Here is an 18054-nt window from a genome sequence, read left to right on the forward strand (position 1 = left end):
TACAGGTACATATAAAAAAACAGCGCGAATTACCGAAGTAACCCGCGCTGTTTATTTTATATATCTTTTTAGTTTGACTTAGTTGTTAATCCGAAGTCTGTAGAAATAACTTCAAGTTTCAACTTGTAATCAGGATTTGTTTTGCCTAGACTTCCACCTTTCAGCCGTACATAACCTGGTTTTAAATCATGTTGTATTCTAATAATATTAGCTTGACCAGTTGTAGTATTTGAAGAGTCATAAGTCACAAGTACAGGTATAAGGACTACTTTGTTCCAATCAGGGTTTTCTTGTAACCATTTAGTTTCATCCCATGAACTACCAGCATTCTTTTTAGCCTCTTCCTTTTCTGCAATACAAGCATTTACCAATTTGGTGATGTTGCTGAATACATATTGGTTCGTGCTACTTGTGTGTGAAGTTAGATAAGAAGATACACCATCGCTCAGCTTATTGTCTTTAAAGAAGCTATCCTGGAATTTCTTACGTACAAGCATTACAGTAGATGGTATAGCCATACCAAACTTCTTATCACCTGTTTGATTGTAATTAGTGAATGTCAGTTTTACTGCATTTAAGGTATCGCCTGTCAATTCATTTTGTATATCTGAAATGGGTAGTGTAGCTTCGGTGAAAATACCTGCCGGACTCTTTAAATAAGTGTTTTTATCTTCCTTAATTAATGCATCTATCCTTTCGGGATCATTCTTTAATTGATTGGCTTGGATTACTTCACGAGTTGTAGCAAACACACGATAAGAGTAATAAGTAGAGTCCTTACCACTTCCGTCTTTCTTCTGTAATTTTTTTCCGGTAATAGAATCTGTTGCATAGCATTTGTATACTACATTCATTTGTGGCTGATCTATATAGAGTACAGTTCCATCACCATAGTCGCTCTTAACGTAGATTCCTTGAAAAGCTTCTCTGAATAATTGGCTATTGAATTCCTTATCAGCATTTTTAGCTTTTCTTGCCGCAGTTAAAATATTTCCACCTACTCTTGTTGCTATATCCTCTTTGAAAGCAATATGCACACTTGGAACATATGTGCTTAGGTTACGAATAGAATCTTTTACTGAAAGATCTACGGCTGTATATGCTTTGGTTCCTAATATATTCTGACTATCGTAAAAATCCTCAGGGTTAATATCGGTATAGTAAGCATTATCAAGATTTAATGTCTCTTTCCCATTGCCTCCCAGTTCATATACACTTAATCTACAAGCTGTCAATGAGTCTCCAAAGTAGCTGTCATACCACAGGTAGAGTTCGACTGCACGTATGTTTCCTATGATTTGATTTCCGTCTTTTATAAAAGTAACATCTTTATTTTCTGGATCTTTATCATCGACAACCATTCTTCCTGTGGCTGAAATAACATTACCACTTGCATCTGTAACTTCTTTGTATGGTTCAGGAAAAGTTAGTCCATCCGGACAATTTAGCTGAGCCAAGAATCCAGCCTGATAAGTGCCAAATGTTTCATCAGTGAATTTGCCAATATAACCGATGTTAGTTTTCGCATAAATGTCACCTGTCTTAACAGATTCAGTAGTTACATCAAACGTGGATAACTTTCCTTTGATATTTTGGTCATTGCCCGGGAACATTCCTAATCCCAGTCCGCCTGTATTATCATCGCATCCGAAAAATGTGATTGCCAGTAAAGCTATCAAGGCATATTTTGCTTTCATGATTGTCGTATCTAGATTTTTATTCTTCTTCTTTATTTGTAGTGGTTTCCCATACCTGATCGTAGAATTCGTTGCAAGCGTTTGCGTAGTTTTCCGGATCCTGATAATCAAGTACCAGTTTGCCTGATTGGCGGGCGTACTCAATGATTGATTCGTCTACCTTTGCGCTGTTTTGTATGATTCCGTCAGAATAATCAACGGCAAGTTTACAAAGTGCCGCATAGTCTACCGGTTCCTTCAAACCAGCCAAATCCTTCTTGGTGATGCCTTTCAACATCAGTTTGGTTGCAAAGTCCTCACTGAGCGTATTCTTGAAATCATCTTCATATACCGAGAATACAACTTTGGCATCACGGAACGATGGTTCGTCCTTGTAGGCCTTCTTAATATAAAGAGGAGCCAATGCCGTCATCCATCCGTGACAGTGGATAACGTCGGGACACCAGCGAAGCTTCTTCACTGTTTCCAGCACACCGCGTGCATAAAAGATAGCACGACTGTCGTTGTCATCGTATTCCACACCATTTTCGTCCGCTGTCTGCAAGCGATTCTGGAAATAATCATCATTATCGATGAAATATACCTGCATACGTGCGGATTGAATAGAAGCAACTTTTATAATAAGGGGGTGATCAGTATCGTCGATGATCAGGTTCATACCGGAGAGGCGAATTACTTCATGCAGTTGATTTCTGCGTTCGTTAATGTTTCCCCATTTAGGCATAAATGTCCTGATTTCACGGCCTTTTTCTTGTATTGCCTGTGGAAGGTTTCTACCTATATTGGCCATTTCGGATTCTGAAACGTAAGGTGTAATCTCTTGAGTAATAAATAAAACTTTATTCGCCTTTGTCATAATAACAATAGTTCACTATAATATTCTGCAAAGATAGCAAAAAAAAGGAACTTTAAATACCATATTCTTTCTTTATGTGGCAAATATTAGTTTATTTTGCAGAGTTTTTGCAAACGACCAAAACATAAACCAATTAACAAAAATGAAAGTAATACACACTATCAAGGACTTACAGGCCGAATTGACGGCACTGAGAGCCCAGGGTAAGAAGGTAGGACTGGTACCCACAATGGGTGCTTTACATGCAGGACACGCATCACTGGTAAAGCGCAGCGTAAGTGAGAATGGTGTAACAGTAGTGAGTGTTTTTGTAAATCCCACTCAGTTTAACGATAAAAACGATTTAGCAAAGTATCCGCGTACATTGGATGCTGACTGCCGCTTGTTGGAAGATTGCGAGGCAGCATTTGCCTTTGCTCCTTCGGTAGAAGAGATGTATCCGCAGCCGGATACGCGTGAATTCAGCTATGCTCCGTTGGATACGGTGATGGAAGGGGCTTTCCGTCCGGGACATTTCAACGGAGTTTGCCAGATTGTCAGCAAGTTGTTTGACGCGGTGCAACCGGATCGTGCTTATTTCGGAGAGAAAGATTTCCAGCAACTGGCGATTATTCGGGAGATGGTTCGTCAGATGGATTATAAACTGGAAATTGTAGGTTGTCCTATCGTTCGTGAAGAAGACGGATTGGCTCTGAGCAGTCGGAATAAACGTTTATCAGCACAAGAACGTGAAAATGCTTTAAATATTTCTCAGACATTATTTAAAAGTCGTACCTTTGCAGCATCTCATACAGTGAGTGAGACGCAGAAGATGGTAGAAGAAGCGATAGAGGATGCTCCGGGATTGCGTTTGGAGTATTTTGAAATCGTTGACGGAAACACGCTGCAAAAGGTAAGCAGTTGGGAGGATTCTCTGTATGTAGTAGGCTGTATCACAGTGTTCTGCGGAGAGGTCAGACTGATTGATAATATCAAGTATAAAGAAATCTAAATTAAAAAAAGACGAAACCTTATGATGATTGAAGTGTTGAAGTCGAAAATTCATTGTGCACGTGTCACAGAGGCAAATTTGAACTACATGGGTAGTATCACGATTGACGAAGACCTGCTGGATGCTGCCAACATGATTCCGGGAGAAAAAGTGTACATCGCTGATAACAACAATGGCGAACGCTTTGAAACCTACATTATCAAAGGTGAACGCGGTTCCGGTAAGATTTGTCTGAACGGTGCTGCCGCCCGCAAGGTGCAACCGGATGATATTGTGATTATCATGTCGTATGCATTGATGGATTTTGAGGAAGCGAAGTCGTTTAAACCGACCGTGATTTTCCCGGACCCTGCGACGAATAGCGTAGTGAAGTAAGAAGTATCTTGTGATAAGAAAACCCCGTTTGCATTCAGCAGACGGGGCTTTCTGTTATAATAAGCTTGTCCTTTTACTTGCTTTGCAGTTGTTCATTCATGGCAGCGGCGGCTTTACGGCCATCTCCCATGGCAAGGATTACGGTAGCTCCTCCGCGCACAATGTCTCCGCCGGCATAGATCATCGGAATAGATGATTCCATGTTGTCATCTACGGCAATGGTTCCTTTGCGTCCTAATTCCAGTCCTTTAATGGAACTCGGAACAATCGGGTTCGGAGATACACCGACACTGACGATGGCCAGATCGATATCGATTGTTTCCGTAGCTCCCGGAATGGCTACAGGACTGCGACGTCCGGAAGCATCCGGCTCTCCTAATTCCATCTTCTGGAGAATGACCTGTTTCACGCAACCTTGTTCGTCGGCAATATATTCAATCGGATTGTGCAATGTCAGGAATTCGACTCCTTCTTCTTTGGCATGCTTCACTTCCTCGATACGTGCAGGCATTTCTTCTTCCGAACGGCGGTAGATGATCATAGCACGTTCAGCACCCAGGCGTTTGGCTGTACGGACAGAGTCCATAGCAGTATTACCACCACCGATGACAGCCACATTTTTGCCGAAAGCTACCGGAGTGTCAGAGTCTTCGCTCGCAGCATCCATTAGATTGACACGAGTGAGGTATTCGTTGGAAGACATGATATTGATCGAGTTTTCGCCCGGTATATTCATAAAGTTAGGCAAACCGGCACCAGAAGCGACAAATATTCCTTTAAAACCTTCTTCCTTCAAATCTTCCACACTGATTGTTTTTCCTACAATGCAGTCTTTGATGAAAGTAACGCCCATTTTAACGAGGTTGTCTATTTCTACATCTACAATCTTGTTTGGCAGACGGAATTCCGGAATACCATATTTTAATACACCGCCGATTTCGTGGAGTGCCTCGAATACTGTTACATCATAACCGTATTTTGCCATATCACCTGCGAATGATAATCCGGCAGGACCCGAACCGATCACCGCCACTTTGATGCCGTTCTTTTCGGCAATGACAGGTACTGAAATTTGTCCGCTTTCACGTTCGAAGTCAGCAGCGAAGCGTTCCAGATAACCGATAGCTACCGGTTTTTCATTCATCTTCAAGTGTATACATTTGGATTCGCATTGCTTTTCCTGTGGGCAGACACGACCGCATACTGCCGGAAGCGCACTTGTCTCTTTCAGTGTTTTGGCTGCTTCGAGGAATTCGCCACGCTCAATGTTCTTAATGAAGCGCGGAATGTCGATGCCTACCGGACACCCTTCCATACATCCAGGGTTAGCGCAGTCCAGACAACGCTTGGCTTCTGTAACTGCTTGCTCAGCGGTCAGACCCTGGTTTACTTCTTCCTTGCGGCTATGTGAACGGTATTCGGCATCGAGTTCGTTCATCTCGACACGTGGAATAGCTGTACGTTCTTTCGGTTTCATCGATTTGCGCAGTTCCTGTCTCCAGGCTGCGTTGCGGCTTTTCTCATCTATCTCTTTCGTTGCTTCACATTCGGGCTGGAGTTTGTTCATCTCTTCACGCTCAATTTTTTTGAACGCACCCATACGTTTCAGCATTTCATCAAAGTCCACCTGATGACCGTCGAATTCGGGACCGTCAACACAAACGAACTTCGTTTTTCCTCCTACCGTGATACGGCAAGCACCACACATGCCGGTTCCGTCTACCATGATGGTATTTAATGAAACGTCGGTAGGAATCTCATATTTCTTTGTCAGCAGACAAACGAACTTCATCATGATAGCAGGGCCGATGGCGAAGCATTTATCTACCTTTTCACGTTTGATGACTTCTTCCACGCCTTCGGTTACCAGACCTTTACGCCCGTAAGAGCCATCGTCCGTCATAATAATCACCTCATCGGAGCTTTCGCGCATTTCTTTTTCCAGAATGATAAGGTCTTTGTTACGTCCTGCCAATACAGTGATCACTCTGTTTCCGGCAGCTTTCAAAGCCTGTACGATAGGAAGCATCGGAGCAACACCTACACCACCACCAGCACAAACAACTGTTCCGAAATTCTCAATATGAGTAGCTTGTCCGAGCGGACCTACTACATCAGTGATATAATCACCTTCGTTCAATTCACAAAGACGGGTAGAGGAGAGCCCGACTTCCTGTATCACCAGAGTGATGGTGCCTTTCTTCAAATCAGAACCGGCAATCGTCAGAGGCATACGTTCTCCCTTGTCGCCTACACGTACAATGACGAAGTGGCCGGCTTTGCGGGATTTAGCAATTAAAGGAGCTTCAATTTCAAGTTTAAACACTTTCTCAGAAAAGCGTTCTTTGCTAATGATTTTGTTCATTATCTAATTAATTTGTTGGTATTATTACGTAACTGCTATCAGAATGTTATAAATTTCGGCAAAGATACGGCTTATTTACGAAATATAAAAAGAAAAGTCACTCTTTTGATGAGTGACTTTCCATATCCATGTGAATATCTTTATTTATTTCGTTCTGATTTTGTATCCGGCTACCCCATAATATAGAATAAACAGGAAGCAGGGAAGGCAAATCCAATATGCTTTCTGAATATCGGAAATGTCTTTCAGATAGCCAAATAAGGTCGGAATAACAGCACCGCCTGCCATTGCCATGATCAGAAGAGATGAACCGGATTTGGTGAACTTTCCTAAATCTGCCATAGCCAAAGGCCATAGGGCAGGCCACATTAAAGAACATCCCAATGCCATAAATGAGATGAAATAGATGGATATATCGGCAGGTGTAAGTACTACTAGTACGGAACCGATGATAGCCAGCACTGAACAAATCTTCAGTGCTGTAGCCTGGCTCATATATTTAGGGATGAAGATGATGCCGCAGATGTAACCGATCACAATGCCTATCGGAGCAATCCAGGCATACATTGCTGCATTTTCCAAATGAAGGCTGGTGGCATAATCTACTAATGTACCCAGTGATACGGTTTCTACACCTACATATAAGAAGAGAGCAAGACATCCTAATAATAAATGCGGGAATTGCCAGATGGAGGTTTTCTTTGCGGCGTACGGACAGGCTTCGGCTGCCTCTTCGCTGTCGTCTTCACCGACGGCTTTGACTTCCGGTAGGGGAGCCATGTATGCGATAATACCTAGTGCGATGAATGCGGCGATAATAACGTAGAATGGCAGAAACAGGTCAGCTACTGTAATATCGGTCACTTCTTTTCCGATTAGGAAAGCCAGGAATAAAGGAGGAATCGGCCATGCGAGTTTGTTGCATATACCCATAATGCTGATACGTTTGGCAGCACTGTCTATCGGTCCCAGAATCGTGATATACGGGTTTACGGCAGCTTGCAGATAAGCGTTGGCACTTCCGCTGATAAAGGAAGCCAATAAAAACAGAGGAAAACTTTCATAACTTGCCGATGGTATGAAAAGTCCGAAGGCTATGGCAAACATAAGGAATGAAAGGACCATTGTTCGTTTGTATCCGATTTTTTTGATTGTAAGGCTTGCCGGATAACCAAAAATAAGGAACGGGATGAAAGTGGCGGCAATGATCAGATATGATTCGGCCGAACTGATTTCCAGTGATCCCTTCAATACGGGGACTAATACTGAGTTGATACCAAGGGCGAAGCCCAGTGAAAAGAACATAACGCCAATGAATGCCAATGGCAATACGAAACTTTTTGTGTTTTTTGTCATGGGGGTAAATGTGTTAAAGGTTAATAAAGGAAACTCCTGTAAGGGGCAGAGATATCTCATCCTTACAGGAGTAGAAAGTTTCTTAGTCTATCATGTCGAAACCGCAGTATGGAACCAATGCTTTAGGAATTCTAATTCCTTCGGGGGTTTGATTGTTTTCCAATAAAGCGGCGACGATACGTGGTAGTGCCAGTGCTGATCCATTTAACGTATGGCAGAGTTCTGTTTTCTTTTCTGCACTACGGTAGCGGCATTTCAGCCGGTTGGCCTGGTAAGTGTCGAAGTTAGATACGGAACTTACTTCCAGCCAGCGTTTCTGTGCTTCGGAGTATACTTCGAAGTCGAAACAAAGCGCAGCAGTAAAGCTCATATCACCACCACAAAGGCGGAGTATACGGTATGGAAGTTCCAGTTTCTGCAACAGGCCTTCTACGTGGTCAAGCATTTGCTGGTGGGATTCTTTAGAATGTTCCGGCTTGTCGATACGCACTAATTCTACTTTGGAGAATTCGTGCAGACGGTTCAGCCCGCGTACGTCTTTACCGTAAGAACCGGCTTCGCGACGGAAACATTGTGTGTATGCGCAGTTCATAATCGGCAACTGTTTTTCTTCCAGGATAACATCACGGTAGATGTTAGTGACAGGTACTTCGGCTGTCGGGATCAGATAGAGATCATCTACTTCGCAATGATACATCTGTCCTTCTTTGTCGGGAAGCTGGCCTGTACCATAACCTGAAGCGGCATTGACTACTGTCGGCGGCATGATTTCAGTATATCCGGATTTGCGTGCTTCGTCCAGGAAGAAGTTGATCAGGGCACGTTGCAGTTGGGCACCTTTTCCTTTGTATACGGGGAAGCCCGCACCTGTAATCTTTACACCTAGGTCGAAATCGATTAAATCGTATTTTTTAGCCAGTTCCCAGTGAGGCAGTGCATCTTTGGGAAGTTCTGTTTCCATGCCTCCCATCTTTTCTACGACATTGTCTTCGGCACCTACGCCTTCGGGTACGCTGTCATAAGGAATGTTGGGGATCGTATAAAGTACATTCTGCATGTCTGTAGCAGCCTGTGTCATGGTAGCGTCCAGCGCTTTGTTGCTTTCTTTCAGTTCGGCAACACGTGCACGTGCAGCTTCGGCTTCTTCTTTCTTTCCTTCTTTCATCAGCTGACCGATCGTGCGGGAAAGTGAATTAACCTCTGCCAGGTTCTTATCTAATAGGTTTTGCGTAGTACGTCTCTTGTCGTTGAGGGCGATGACTTCGTCAATCGTCTCTTTTGCATTCTTGAAATGCTTCTTTTCCAGTCCGCGGAGTACCGCTTCTGTATTTTCTGTAATTTGTTTAATGGTAAGCATATCTATACTTTTTATGAACTTTCTTTATTAAGGCTACAAAGATAAAGAAAAAACGAATAAGCGAGCAATGAAAATCTGCATAAAAAAAGAAAGGAGATGCAATCCTTTGGATTACATCTCCTTTTCTTGAATATTTTCAGTTGTACAGGTTATGCTTCTGTTGCTTCAGCAGGGATGATAGAAACATATCTTCTGTCTTCTCTACCTACTTTAAATTTAACTGTACCATCTACTAAAGCGAAAAGAGTGTGGTCTTTACCCATTCCGATGTTTTCACCCGGATGGAATTCAGTACCTCTTTGACGAATGATAATATTACCTGCTTTGCAAGCTTCACCACCAAATATCTTAACGCCTAATCTTTTGCTATGTGATTCGCGGCCGTTCTTAGAACTACCGACACCTTTTTTATGTGCCATTTCTTCTTACTTTTTAAATGATTAAGCTACTACTTCTGTGATTGTTAACTCTGTGAACTGCTGACGGTGACCGTTCAGTTTTCTGTAACCTTTTCTTCTTTTCTTGTGGAATACAAGAACTTTGTCACCTTTAACCAAGTTTGAAATAACCTGGCAAACAACTTTAGCACCTTCTACAGTCGGAGCACCTACAGTTACGTTTCCGTCTTTGTCTACTAAAAGAACTTTTTCAAATTCTACAGTTGAACCGTTTTCTGCACCTTCAATGTGGTGAACGAACAGTTTCTGACCAGCTTCTGCTTTAAATTGCTGACCGTTAATTTCTACAATTGCGTACATCTTATATATAATGTATAAGTTAGCTCCGGCGGGTGGTCTTTAATCACTTAAAGAGCTCTTTATCGAACCCGTTGCGGAATAATCGGGCACAAAAGTACTTCTTTTATTTGTTTCAGACAAATATTTCCTTTATTTTTTTGCTGTTGTAACAGAAGATAATCAGATATATAGCAAACCGGATAAATTCTCCATAATAAACCGGTGGGGATATGCTCTGAGTTCGTCAGCGGTAGTCATTCCATTAAGGACACCTGCAAAATCTACTCCCGCATTTTGTGCTGTTTCGGCATCCACAGTACTGTCTCCGATGTATAAGGTTTCTTGCGGAGTCCTGCCCAAGTGTTCGAGAGCGAATTTTATTCCTTCCGGTGAAGGCTTGGCAGCTTGTACATCTTCTCCGCCTACCACTATGTCGAGAAAGTTTTCCGGCAGATACTCATCCAGAAAACTAAGTATACGGAAACGGTATTTAGTAGAGATAATGCCGATGCGGGCACCTCGCTCTTTTAGTTCTTTCAGAGTAGAGAGTGTATCAGGAAAAAGGCGGGTATTCACGTTCATGTGAACATCCGCTTCCAGTCTGTACTCTTGTCGAAAAGCGGTGAGCTGTTCCCAGTCGGTGACTCCGGTCAGTATGCTGAAAGATTCTTCCAATGTTTTACCAATGGTACGTTTGATCGCTTCGTCAGTGACATTCGTATATTGGTGACGATTAAGTACATTTCTGAAACAAGTAACGATACCCCGTGATGAATCGGCTAGTGTATAGTCGAAATCGAATAAATAAGTTTTATAATTCATTATTTTACTGCTTCTACTGTATATCCCTGTTTTTTCAGTAAGCTTAATAAGCCTTTATTACCCGGCAGGTGCAAAGCGCCGACTGCAACGAAGGTAGGAGCGGCTTTCATGATAGCCGGTAGTTTCTGTGCCCATGTTTTATTGCGGTCGTAAATTAGGGCATCTTCTTCTGTGGGAAGTGCATCACATTGATTTCCTTTACGCTCTTCGTTGATTTTCAACATGGTTTCCAAATCTTGTTTCATGTAGGCATCTGTCAGTCTTTTGAGGCTTTCCACCTCTTTGTCGATGTTATTGAGGGTACACATGAGCAGTTGGGCTTGGCGTTGCAGGGAAATTCCATTGTATAGCAGGTTAAACTGGAAATCCGGAGTTTCCAGTCCATCCACTTTTTTTCCTTTTTGTGTTGCCTGAGTCTGGAAATAAGTATCGAGCTGTTCTTGCGGATTATAGTTTCCGATGTGCTTGATGTACGCCACTACTGCTATGTTGTTCAGTAAGAAAGCCGGTTTGATTTTGGGTGCCATGTTGAGGTCCATCATCAGGTTCTCCTTGCAGAATTTATTAGCGGTTTCGTAATCTTCCGGTGAGAGGAGGGTAGTCAGAGTCGTATCGCTTTCTATCATCATCATTTTCTGCATCTTCTGGATGGTGGCCGGAGACTGGATATCCGACATTTTCAGTTCTCCATATACCTGTTGTGTTTCATCCATCGCTTTCTGTAGTCCGGTAATGCCGTCTTTGACACTCAACGGAGCGAGATGGTGAGTCCCCATAATGTATGAAGGGCTGCTAAGTCCGTTACCAGATACTTTCCATAAAAGCTGTGCGTTTGCGCTTAACGCTACGCAGATAAATATGACTGCTCCAATAAACGATTTCATGATTCTATATGTTTTTAAGTTGATAATCAGCGTATTCTTCCTCCGGATATCCAGTGTCTGGTGTAATAGTCTTCGCTCAGTCGACTGACAATCACTCCTTTGCTGGTACTGGCATGAATGAATTTCCCATTTTTGAGATAGATACCTACGTGAGCTACCTTTTTTCGGGAACGGCTACTGCTGAAGAATACCAGATCGCCTTCTCGCAAATTCCGTTTGGCGACTTTGGTACTTTCTTTTCTCAGGTCTTCGGTATTTCGCGGAACCTGAGTACGGTATACTTTCCGGTATATCTGGTAGGTGAGTCCCGAACAGTCGGTACCGCGTTTTGAATCGCCGCCTCCACGATAAGGAACACCAATCCATTCGGCCGATTCCAGATAGAGTTTGTGGTTATCTTCCATATTGATGTCCACGCCCAGCAGGATGGAGGCGCGTGCCAGTGCCTGGTAATCCAGACGGGGAGCAGACGTGCGGCAGGAACTAAGGATAAAGATCAGTCCTGTCAGTATGAAGATTAGTTTGAAGTTCACTCCCATCGGCTATCTTTCTTTTCGTATATCGTAAAATTATAAGTAACTTTATTCTTCTACATTGAAGTAGTCTTCCAGTTCTTTTTCAGCTGAATTATTCTCATTCATAATATCCCGGATGATGACGCCATTCTCCAGCAGGGCAATACGCGGACATACATCTATCGTATGATTCAGATTGTGGCTGGAAATGATTACAGTTGCATTATGCTCTTCGCTGTACTTTTTGAGCATATGTTTGATAATGGATTGCGAACTGGGATCGAGGAAGTTGAACGGTTCGTCGAGTATCAGCAACTGAGGATAATGAAGCATGGCGGAGATGATGCCGATTTTCTGTTTATTACCGGCTGAGTAGTTACGGATCAGTTTCTTTTGTCCGATCACTTCTCCGCTCATCAGACGTTCGAACGGCAGAAGGCGTTCGTCCACCTCTTCTTTTTTCAGTCCGTACATTTTCCCGATAAAATAGAAATACTCTTCCGGGGTAAGGTAGTCTATCAGAAATCCATCGTCAATGAAAGCACCTGTGAAGTTTTTCCAGTCTTCACTTTGACTGACGTCAATTTCGTTAATGACGACATTCCCATTATCCGCTTTCAGTAAGTCGAGCATCAACCGGAAAAGTGTTGTTTTACCGGCACCGTTGTTTCCTACCAATCCGAGCATATCGCCTTGATTGATTTCATAGTGATCTATGTTCACGGCTAACTTTTCGCCGAATTTCTTTTGAAGATTATTGATGCTTATCATTGTCTTGGTATTTTTATCGTAAATGATTAATCGGTTCAATCGTAAATCTCTTATTGGCGACTGTCTCTGAAGCCTTCCATATTCTCGTATCTCCGTTTCATGAAACGCTTATAGACGTTTCTGATCCAAAGCGGAGAAGTCAGTGTGAATCCAAGCCCGATGGCGAACAGGATAGAGTAGGCGGCCGTTTCACCCAGAAACGCATTCAACACAGAATACAGGATCAACGGGATACCGAAAGCTCCGAAGTTGACAACCATTTGTATGGCGCTGTTGGTCTGGCGGCTTGTCACTTTCTCGTTCAGTGCTACGGTCTGCTTATTGTAAACAGCCAGTTGGAAGAAACAAAAATAGATAAAACCGGTGGTATAGAAGAACCAGGCAAAGATACCCAGTAAGGGAACTTTATCCATTACAATGGCGGGAATCATCAGGACAAATGGGACGATCTCGCCGATAGTATAGATATAATATTTTGCTTTCAGCAGACTCATGATGGATTCTTTGCGGGACATTAGTCCATCGATGTAATTGCCTTCGAAGGACATGAGTTGCGAAAGGATGATCATGCCGAATACGGCAAAGTTGTAAACACAGATAAAGGTAGTCATGGTGCTCGTGTCATAAAGGCTTGAAAAGCTCAACAGGCAGGAGAAGGCGATGACTACAAGGAGAACATTGCGCAATGCACCTTTGCAACGCCGGTTGCGCAAAAGCATTTTTAATTCCAACCGCATATATTCACCAACTTCTCCGTATCGCTCGAAGAATTTGTATTCTGAAACATGCTTGATGCGGGTATCATCTACTTTTGCCAATTCGGCGTAGATGAGGCCGGACATGATTTTGCGGTTAATCAGCCATAAGATGGCTATGACAAGAATGGTACCGAGGAAACAGAGAATATTCCCGTTGATATATCCGTCGCCCAGGTCCATAAAGAAGTAGAACAGGGGACTGTCTTCGGGAATAAAGGCAAGGCAGCCCAGTCCACCGTAGAAAGCGATGGGGAGCAGCACCCACCAAATACGTTCATTGATTAGTGTGCGACATAACAAGTACCAGTAATTGTTGGCAACGATCAAAAGCCAGATGCCTATGAGATAGGTGAGTACACCTGAGATACCGAAATATTTGGTAATGGTAATGAAGGAAAAGGGGACGAACATAAACAACCAGAACAGGTTGAACAGACTAAGTCCCGAACGGATAAGCAGGAAATCGATGATCCGATTTCGTTTAACCGGCAACAGGAGGTAAGGTTTTACCTCCTGCGTCGGTGTCTTTTGGAACGGAATACGCAAGAGGAAGTCAAGTGCCAGAATAAATATCAGGGCAACGGCATTCATTACATGATATGGTTCCCGGTTGGGAACCATATCTGCAAAACCGAATGCAAACGTCGTACCGAAGAATATCAGGTATCCTGCCCAAAAAGCAACCCCGATATATCCGAATATTTTGGCAACTTTGTTCTTTTCATACATCGGATGCCGTTTGGAGGCGAGCCGTCCATGTTTGCGTAATTCGTTAAATATCATCATACTGTTGGTATGCTATAAAAGTTTATTTAGCTTCTTCTTCAGGTACGGTCATGATGACTTGGATTTCGTTGTTCTGTTTCATCAGCTTGGCAAGGAATTCCTGTACATCTTTTGCTGTGATGCTGTTGACCAACGTTTCATAGTCTTTTGTATAATCGATACCTGTGTAGAAATACTCATCCAGATTGCCCAGCCAGTAGCCGTTTTCCTTTTGGGCGTCTTTGTATTTTTTCAGCATATACTCTTTGATCTTCTGCATGTGTTCGGCAGACGGACCTTCTTTGGCCATTTTTTCCAACTGTTCGATGACGATGCCCGATAGTTTGTCTTTCTTGGCCGGATCGGTCTGGAATACAATCTGAAGCACGAGTTGTTCTTTCGGATATTTGGTGAGGCTTCCGCTGCAGCTTACGCCATAAGTACCGCCTTCTTTCTCACGGATTTCTGCGGTGTAAACCATATCCAATGCCTGATCGAGGATGCTGAGAGTAAGGTTGTTGCGTAAATCATATTTGCAAGTACCGTTGAACAGGAACATGATGGTTGCCATCGGTGTTTCTTGTTTCTTGGCAAACTCGTTCTTGTATTGACCTTTGCGGATTTCCATCTTCGTATCTTTGAAAGTCTCTTTGCGATTGATAGATGGCAGACCACCCAGATATTTGGCGATCATCGGTTTCATTTTCTCAACATCAATGTTTCCTACAAAGTAGAATGTAAAGTCGCTCGCATCTTTGAAACGGTCTTTGTACATTTCCATTACACGGTCATAGTCGATCTTGTCCACCATGTTTTCTTTCATGCTGAAAGAACGTGGGTGATTGCCGTACAATGCATAAGAGACTGTATCACTGAATGCGGTCATCGGATTAGCGTCAGCATTCTGCAATTCGGCTTTCATGCGGTTCTTGTATGATTCGAATGCTTCGTTGTCCTTGCGGGGAGCAGTGAAAGTCAGATAAGTCAGCTGCATCATTGTTTCAAAGTCCTTCGGAGAACAACTGCCGGAAACCGTTTCTGTTGTTGCGCTCACACCGGCTCCTACAGAAGCACGTTTGCCTGCAAGTGCTTTACTCAAATCTACTTTGCTGAAGTTACCGATACCACCAACCATTGCTACGCTGTTGATTTGAGAGATATTCAGAATCTCTTTGTCGGGGAACTGGCTGCTACCACCAAGGCTGGTACCTTTCATCAGAATCTGGTCAGCTTTATAGTCAGTTGTTTTGATATATACTTTCACACCATTGGACAGAACAAGTTTTGTTGTTCCGTAAATATCTCCGGCTTTTTCAGAAACGATCTTTCCGCCTTTCGGCTCTTCTTTCAGCAATGGTTCGTTAGAAACTTTGTCTTCGTAAGGCTTCAGATCGAAAGATTTCATTTGTTTCAGCAAAGCAGCGATTTCTTCTTTCGTCGGGTATTTTACACCTTCCTTCTCCGGACCTGCCAACAGTACTACCTGATTGTTGTCAGTGATCAGCTGTTGCATCACTTGATTGATAGCCGCTACCGGAATGTTTGGAGCCAGCTGATTCATCATTGCATATTCGTATTCAATGCCCGGCATCGGTTCATTGTCAAGGAAGTTACTGATGTATTCGTTGACATAAGTGTCATTTTTCATCTTTTCGCGTTCATTGTAAGCAGATTCTACGCGTTGCAGATAGTTGGCACGGGCACGGTCATATTCAGTTTCGGTGAATCCGAAGCGGCGTGCGCGTTCAGTTTCTTCGAGAATCGTTTTCATGGCCAGTTCGATACCATCGATTTTGCTGCTGGCGTCTACTCCGAAAGCACTTTTTGTCTTGGCTACGAAGAAGTCGCCATAACCTGCACTTGCACCTGTAAAAGGAGGATTCGCTTGCTGACGGATTTCTGCCAAACGGCTGTTCAGCATTGTAACTCCCATGCTAATCATGTATTGAATGCCGTAATAGTTGATTGTATTCTTCAGTGAATCCGGGAAGGCTTCGCTCTTGAAGAAGAAGCTGATGGAAGGAGTTTCGATTTCCTTGTCCGTACCGATAAAGATTTGCGGTTCCTGATTGTCTGCTACCGGATAGTAGATACGTTCAGCCGGATTCACCGGAGCTTTCACGTCTGCAAATACCTTTTTCAACTTTGCTTCCATTTCATCTACATTGATGTCGCCGACAATCATGATACCTTGCAGGTCCGGACGGTACCATTTCGCATAGTAGTCACGGATGTCCTGATAAGGGAAATTGTTGATTACATCGAGGCTTCCGATTGGCATACAGTCTGCATATTTGGAATCCGGATACATGACAGGCAGGGCATTGGTCATGATGCGCTGCATACCACTGTTACGGCTTCTCCATTCTTCACGGATCACACCACGTTCTTTGTCGATTTCCTTGTCGGCAAGGTTGATGGCGCTTGACCAGTCGTGCAGGATCAGCAGACAAGAGTCTACTACACTGACGTTGTCGGTAGGTACATTGCTGATTCGGTATACTGTTTTGTCGATACTGGTGTATGCATTCAGGTTTGTTCCGAACTTGATACCTTTAGTCTCACACCAAGGCACGATGCCCAGTCCGGTTTCATCACCCGGGAAGTTTTTTGTTCCGTTGAAAGCCATGTGTTCAAGGAAGTGAGCCAGACCGCGCTGTTGCGGCTCTTCAAGGATGGAACCCACTTTCTGTGCAATGTGAAATTCGACGCGTTTTTCTGGGAGTGCGTTGTGTCGGATGTAATAAGTAAGCCCGTTGTCAAGTTTACCTATGCGGACATTTTTGTCCACGGGCAGTGTTTGCATAGGTTGTGCAAGCACGAGTTGGAAGTTGCAGCATATAAAGAGAACTGCAATAAAAAATCCACGTAATAAATGTTTCATGTTCTATTTAGTTTATAAAAAAGTTGTTTGAAATATCTGTCGTATTCTTTTGTGTATAATCACAAACGGGCAGAAAAAAGAGTTATTTGATAGCTTCCCGTATTCTGACTAATTTCGTTAATAGTCCTTCCAGAAGGTCCAGCTTCAACATGTTTGCTCCGTCGCTCTTGGCTACGGCGGGGTTTTCGTGTGTTTCGATAAAGATACCGTCGGCTCCTACGGCGATGCCGGCTTTGGCTACGGTTTCGATCAGTTGGGGCATACCACCGGTCACTCCGCTGGTCTGGTTGGGTTGCTGCAATGAATGGGTGACATCCAGTATGACCGGATAACCGAACGTTTGCATTTCCGGAATCCCCCGGTAGTCTACTACAAGGTCCTGATAACCGAAGGTTGTTCCGCGTTCGGTCAGCATCACGTTCTTGTTGCCTGCTTCCACCACTTTGTCAGCGGCAAACTGCATGGCGAGCGGAGAGAGGAACTGTCCTTTCTTGATGTTAATCGTCTTACCCGTTTTAGCAGCAGCAACCAGTAAATCCGTCTGACGGCAAAGGAAAGCCGGAATCTGGAGAATGTCTACGTATTCGGCAGCCATCTCAGCCTCGTCGGCCGAATGGATATCCGTCACTGTGGGCACTCCGAAAGTATCATGTACCTTTTTCAGCACTTTGAGTGCCTTCTCGTCACCGATACCTGTGAATGAATCAAGACGCGAACGGTTTGCCTTGCGGTAAGAACCTTTGAATACATAAGGAATCTGTAATTTTTCAGTGACTCCGACCACACGCTCAGCGATGCGCATTGCCATCTCTTCACCTTCTATTACACATGGACCGGCCAGCAGAAAGAAGTTACCGGCAGGATTGTTCTTAAGTTCGATCATTTTATTAATTACAAGTTACTAATTACTTATTTATAGTT

At 43.4% G+C, this 18054-nt stretch carries 16 protein-coding genes; 2 read left to right on the forward strand and 14 right to left on the reverse strand.

Features of this window, described 5'->3' with window-relative positions; all coding sequences use genetic code 11:
• Positions 1–68: 68 nt before the first annotated feature.
• Together DW640_RS01230 and DW640_RS01235 are read right to left on the reverse strand one after the other, a co-directional pair.
• Positions 69–1697, reverse strand: a complete 1629-nt coding sequence (locus DW640_RS01230) for a DUF4270 domain-containing protein (RefSeq protein WP_008764494.1) — start codon at positions 1695–1697, stop codon at positions 69–71.
• Positions 1698–1716: 19 nt separating this feature from the next.
• The gene (locus DW640_RS01235; RefSeq protein WP_008759978.1) at positions 1717–2553 is read right to left on the reverse strand and encodes a glycogen/starch synthase; all 837 of its coding nucleotides are present in this window, start codon (positions 2551–2553) and stop codon (positions 1717–1719) included.
• 142 nt (positions 2554–2695) lie between these two features.
• On the opposite strand from DW640_RS01235, the gene panC reads away from it, so the two are divergent.
• Both panC and panD read left to right on the forward strand, forming a co-directional pair.
• Complete coding sequence (panC, locus tag DW640_RS01240; protein WP_117576927.1) at positions 2696–3544, forward strand: pantoate--beta-alanine ligase; 849 nt, start codon at positions 2696–2698, stop codon at positions 3542–3544.
• 21 nt (positions 3545–3565) lie between these two features.
• Positions 3566–3919: an aspartate 1-decarboxylase gene (gene panD / locus DW640_RS01245; RefSeq protein WP_008759980.1), complete on the forward strand. Its 354-nt coding sequence runs from the start codon at positions 3566–3568 to the stop codon at positions 3917–3919.
• Positions 3920–3992: 73 nt separating this feature from the next.
• Here the strand turns inward: panD and DW640_RS01250 are convergent, their stop codons facing one another.
• The 12 genes from DW640_RS01250 to kdsA form a co-directional block, all read right to left on the reverse strand.
• Entirely contained in the window at positions 3993–6284 is a 2292-nt protein-coding gene (locus DW640_RS01250) for a bifunctional dihydroorotate dehydrogenase B NAD binding subunit/NADPH-dependent glutamate synthase (protein ID WP_008764496.1), read from the reverse strand.
• A gap of 144 nt (positions 6285–6428) precedes the next feature.
• Positions 6429–7640 carry a glucose/galactose MFS transporter gene (gene gluP, locus DW640_RS01255; RefSeq protein ID WP_182014845.1) on the reverse strand — a complete coding sequence of 404 codons (1212 nt, stop codon included), beginning with the start codon at positions 7638–7640 and terminating at the stop codon, positions 6429–6431.
• Positions 7641–7722: 82 nt separating this feature from the next.
• Positions 7723–8997, reverse strand: a complete 1275-nt coding sequence (gene serS, locus DW640_RS01260; protein ID WP_008759982.1) for a serine--tRNA ligase — start codon at positions 8995–8997, stop codon at positions 7723–7725.
• A 149-nt stretch (positions 8998–9146) separates the two neighbouring features.
• Entirely contained in the window at positions 9147–9416 is a 270-nt protein-coding gene (rpmA, locus tag DW640_RS01265) for a 50S ribosomal protein L27 (RefSeq protein ID WP_008759983.1), read from the reverse strand.
• 21 nt (positions 9417–9437) lie between these two features.
• Positions 9438–9755, reverse strand: a complete 318-nt coding sequence (gene rplU, locus DW640_RS01270) for a 50S ribosomal protein L21 (protein WP_008759984.1) — start codon at positions 9753–9755, stop codon at positions 9438–9440.
• A gap of 159 nt (positions 9756–9914) precedes the next feature.
• A complete protein-coding gene (locus tag DW640_RS01275) occupies positions 9915–10556 on the reverse strand; it encodes an HAD-IA family hydrolase (protein ID WP_008759985.1) in 642 nt (213 codons plus the stop codon).
• Positions 10556–11440: a TraB/GumN family protein gene (locus DW640_RS01280; protein ID WP_008759986.1), complete on the reverse strand. Its 885-nt coding sequence runs from the start codon at positions 11438–11440 to the stop codon at positions 10556–10558. Before DW640_RS01280 ends, DW640_RS01275 begins: the two co-directional genes overlap by 1 nt.
• Before the next feature lie 26 nt (positions 11441–11466).
• On the reverse strand, positions 11467–11979 hold the full coding sequence (locus tag DW640_RS01285) for a C40 family peptidase (RefSeq protein ID WP_008759987.1): 513 nt from the start codon (positions 11977–11979) through the stop codon (positions 11467–11469).
• A gap of 42 nt (positions 11980–12021) precedes the next feature.
• Entirely contained in the window at positions 12022–12726 is a 705-nt protein-coding gene (locus tag DW640_RS01290; RefSeq protein WP_008759988.1) for an ABC transporter ATP-binding protein, read from the reverse strand.
• Between the two features lie 50 nt (positions 12727–12776).
• Positions 12777–14270, reverse strand: coding sequence for a DUF5687 family protein (locus DW640_RS01295; protein WP_008759989.1), 1494 nt, complete (start codon positions 14268–14270; stop codon positions 12777–12779).
• A 22-nt stretch (positions 14271–14292) separates the two neighbouring features.
• A complete protein-coding gene (locus tag DW640_RS01300; protein ID WP_055300166.1) occupies positions 14293–17133 on the reverse strand; it encodes a pitrilysin family protein in 2841 nt (946 codons plus the stop codon).
• Between the two features lie 82 nt (positions 17134–17215).
• Positions 17216–18016: a 3-deoxy-8-phosphooctulonate synthase gene (kdsA, locus tag DW640_RS01305; RefSeq protein ID WP_008759991.1), complete on the reverse strand. Its 801-nt coding sequence runs from the start codon at positions 18014–18016 to the stop codon at positions 17216–17218.
• Positions 18017–18054: the final 38 nt, after the last annotated feature.

This window comes from Bacteroides sp. AM23-12 (assembly GCF_003434395.1).
Taxonomy (GTDB): domain Bacteria; phylum Bacteroidota; class Bacteroidia; order Bacteroidales; family Bacteroidaceae; genus Bacteroides; species Bacteroides thetaiotaomicron.

Coding starts and splice junctions, on each gene's coding strand:
- DW640_RS01300 (WP_055300166.1), bottom strand. CDS start 17,133: ATGAAACATTTATTACGTGGATTTTTTATTGCAGTTCTCTTTATATGC.
- DW640_RS01235 (WP_008759978.1), bottom strand. CDS start 2,553: ATGACAAAGGCGAATAAAGTTTTATTTATTACTCAAGAGATTACACCT.
- panD (WP_008759980.1), top strand. CDS start 3,566: ATGATGATTGAAGTGTTGAAGTCGAAAATTCATTGTGCACGTGTCACA.
- DW640_RS01230 (WP_008764494.1), bottom strand. CDS start 1,697: ATGAAAGCAAAATATGCCTTGATAGCTTTACTGGCAATCACATTTTTC.
- DW640_RS01250 (WP_008764496.1), bottom strand. CDS start 6,284: ATGAACAAAATCATTAGCAAAGAACGCTTTTCTGAGAAAGTGTTTAAA.
- DW640_RS01290 (WP_008759988.1), bottom strand. CDS start 12,726: ATGATAAGCATCAATAATCTTCAAAAGAAATTCGGCGAAAAGTTAGCC.
- panC (WP_117576927.1), top strand. CDS start 2,696: ATGAAAGTAATACACACTATCAAGGACTTACAGGCCGAATTGACGGCA.
- DW640_RS01280 (WP_008759986.1), bottom strand. CDS start 11,440: ATGAAATCGTTTATTGGAGCAGTCATATTTATCTGCGTAGCGTTAAGC.
- rpmA (WP_008759983.1), bottom strand. CDS start 9,416: ATGGCACATAAAAAAGGTGTCGGTAGTTCTAAGAACGGCCGCGAATCA.
- serS (WP_008759982.1), bottom strand. CDS start 8,997: ATGCTTACCATTAAACAAATTACAGAAAATACAGAAGCGGTACTCCGC.
- rplU (WP_008759984.1), bottom strand. CDS start 9,755: ATGTACGCAATTGTAGAAATTAACGGTCAGCAATTTAAAGCAGAAGCT.
- kdsA (WP_008759991.1), bottom strand. CDS start 18,016: ATGATCGAACTTAAGAACAATCCTGCCGGTAACTTCTTTCTGCTGGCC.
- DW640_RS01275 (WP_008759985.1), bottom strand. CDS start 10,556: ATGAATTATAAAACTTATTTATTCGATTTCGACTATACACTAGCCGAT.
- gluP (WP_182014845.1), bottom strand. CDS start 7,640: ATGACAAAAAACACAAAAAGTTTCGTATTGCCATTGGCATTCATTGGC.
- DW640_RS01295 (WP_008759989.1), bottom strand. CDS start 14,270: ATGATGATATTTAACGAATTACGCAAACATGGACGGCTCGCCTCCAAA.
- DW640_RS01285 (WP_008759987.1), bottom strand. CDS start 11,979: ATGGGAGTGAACTTCAAACTAATCTTCATACTGACAGGACTGATCTTT.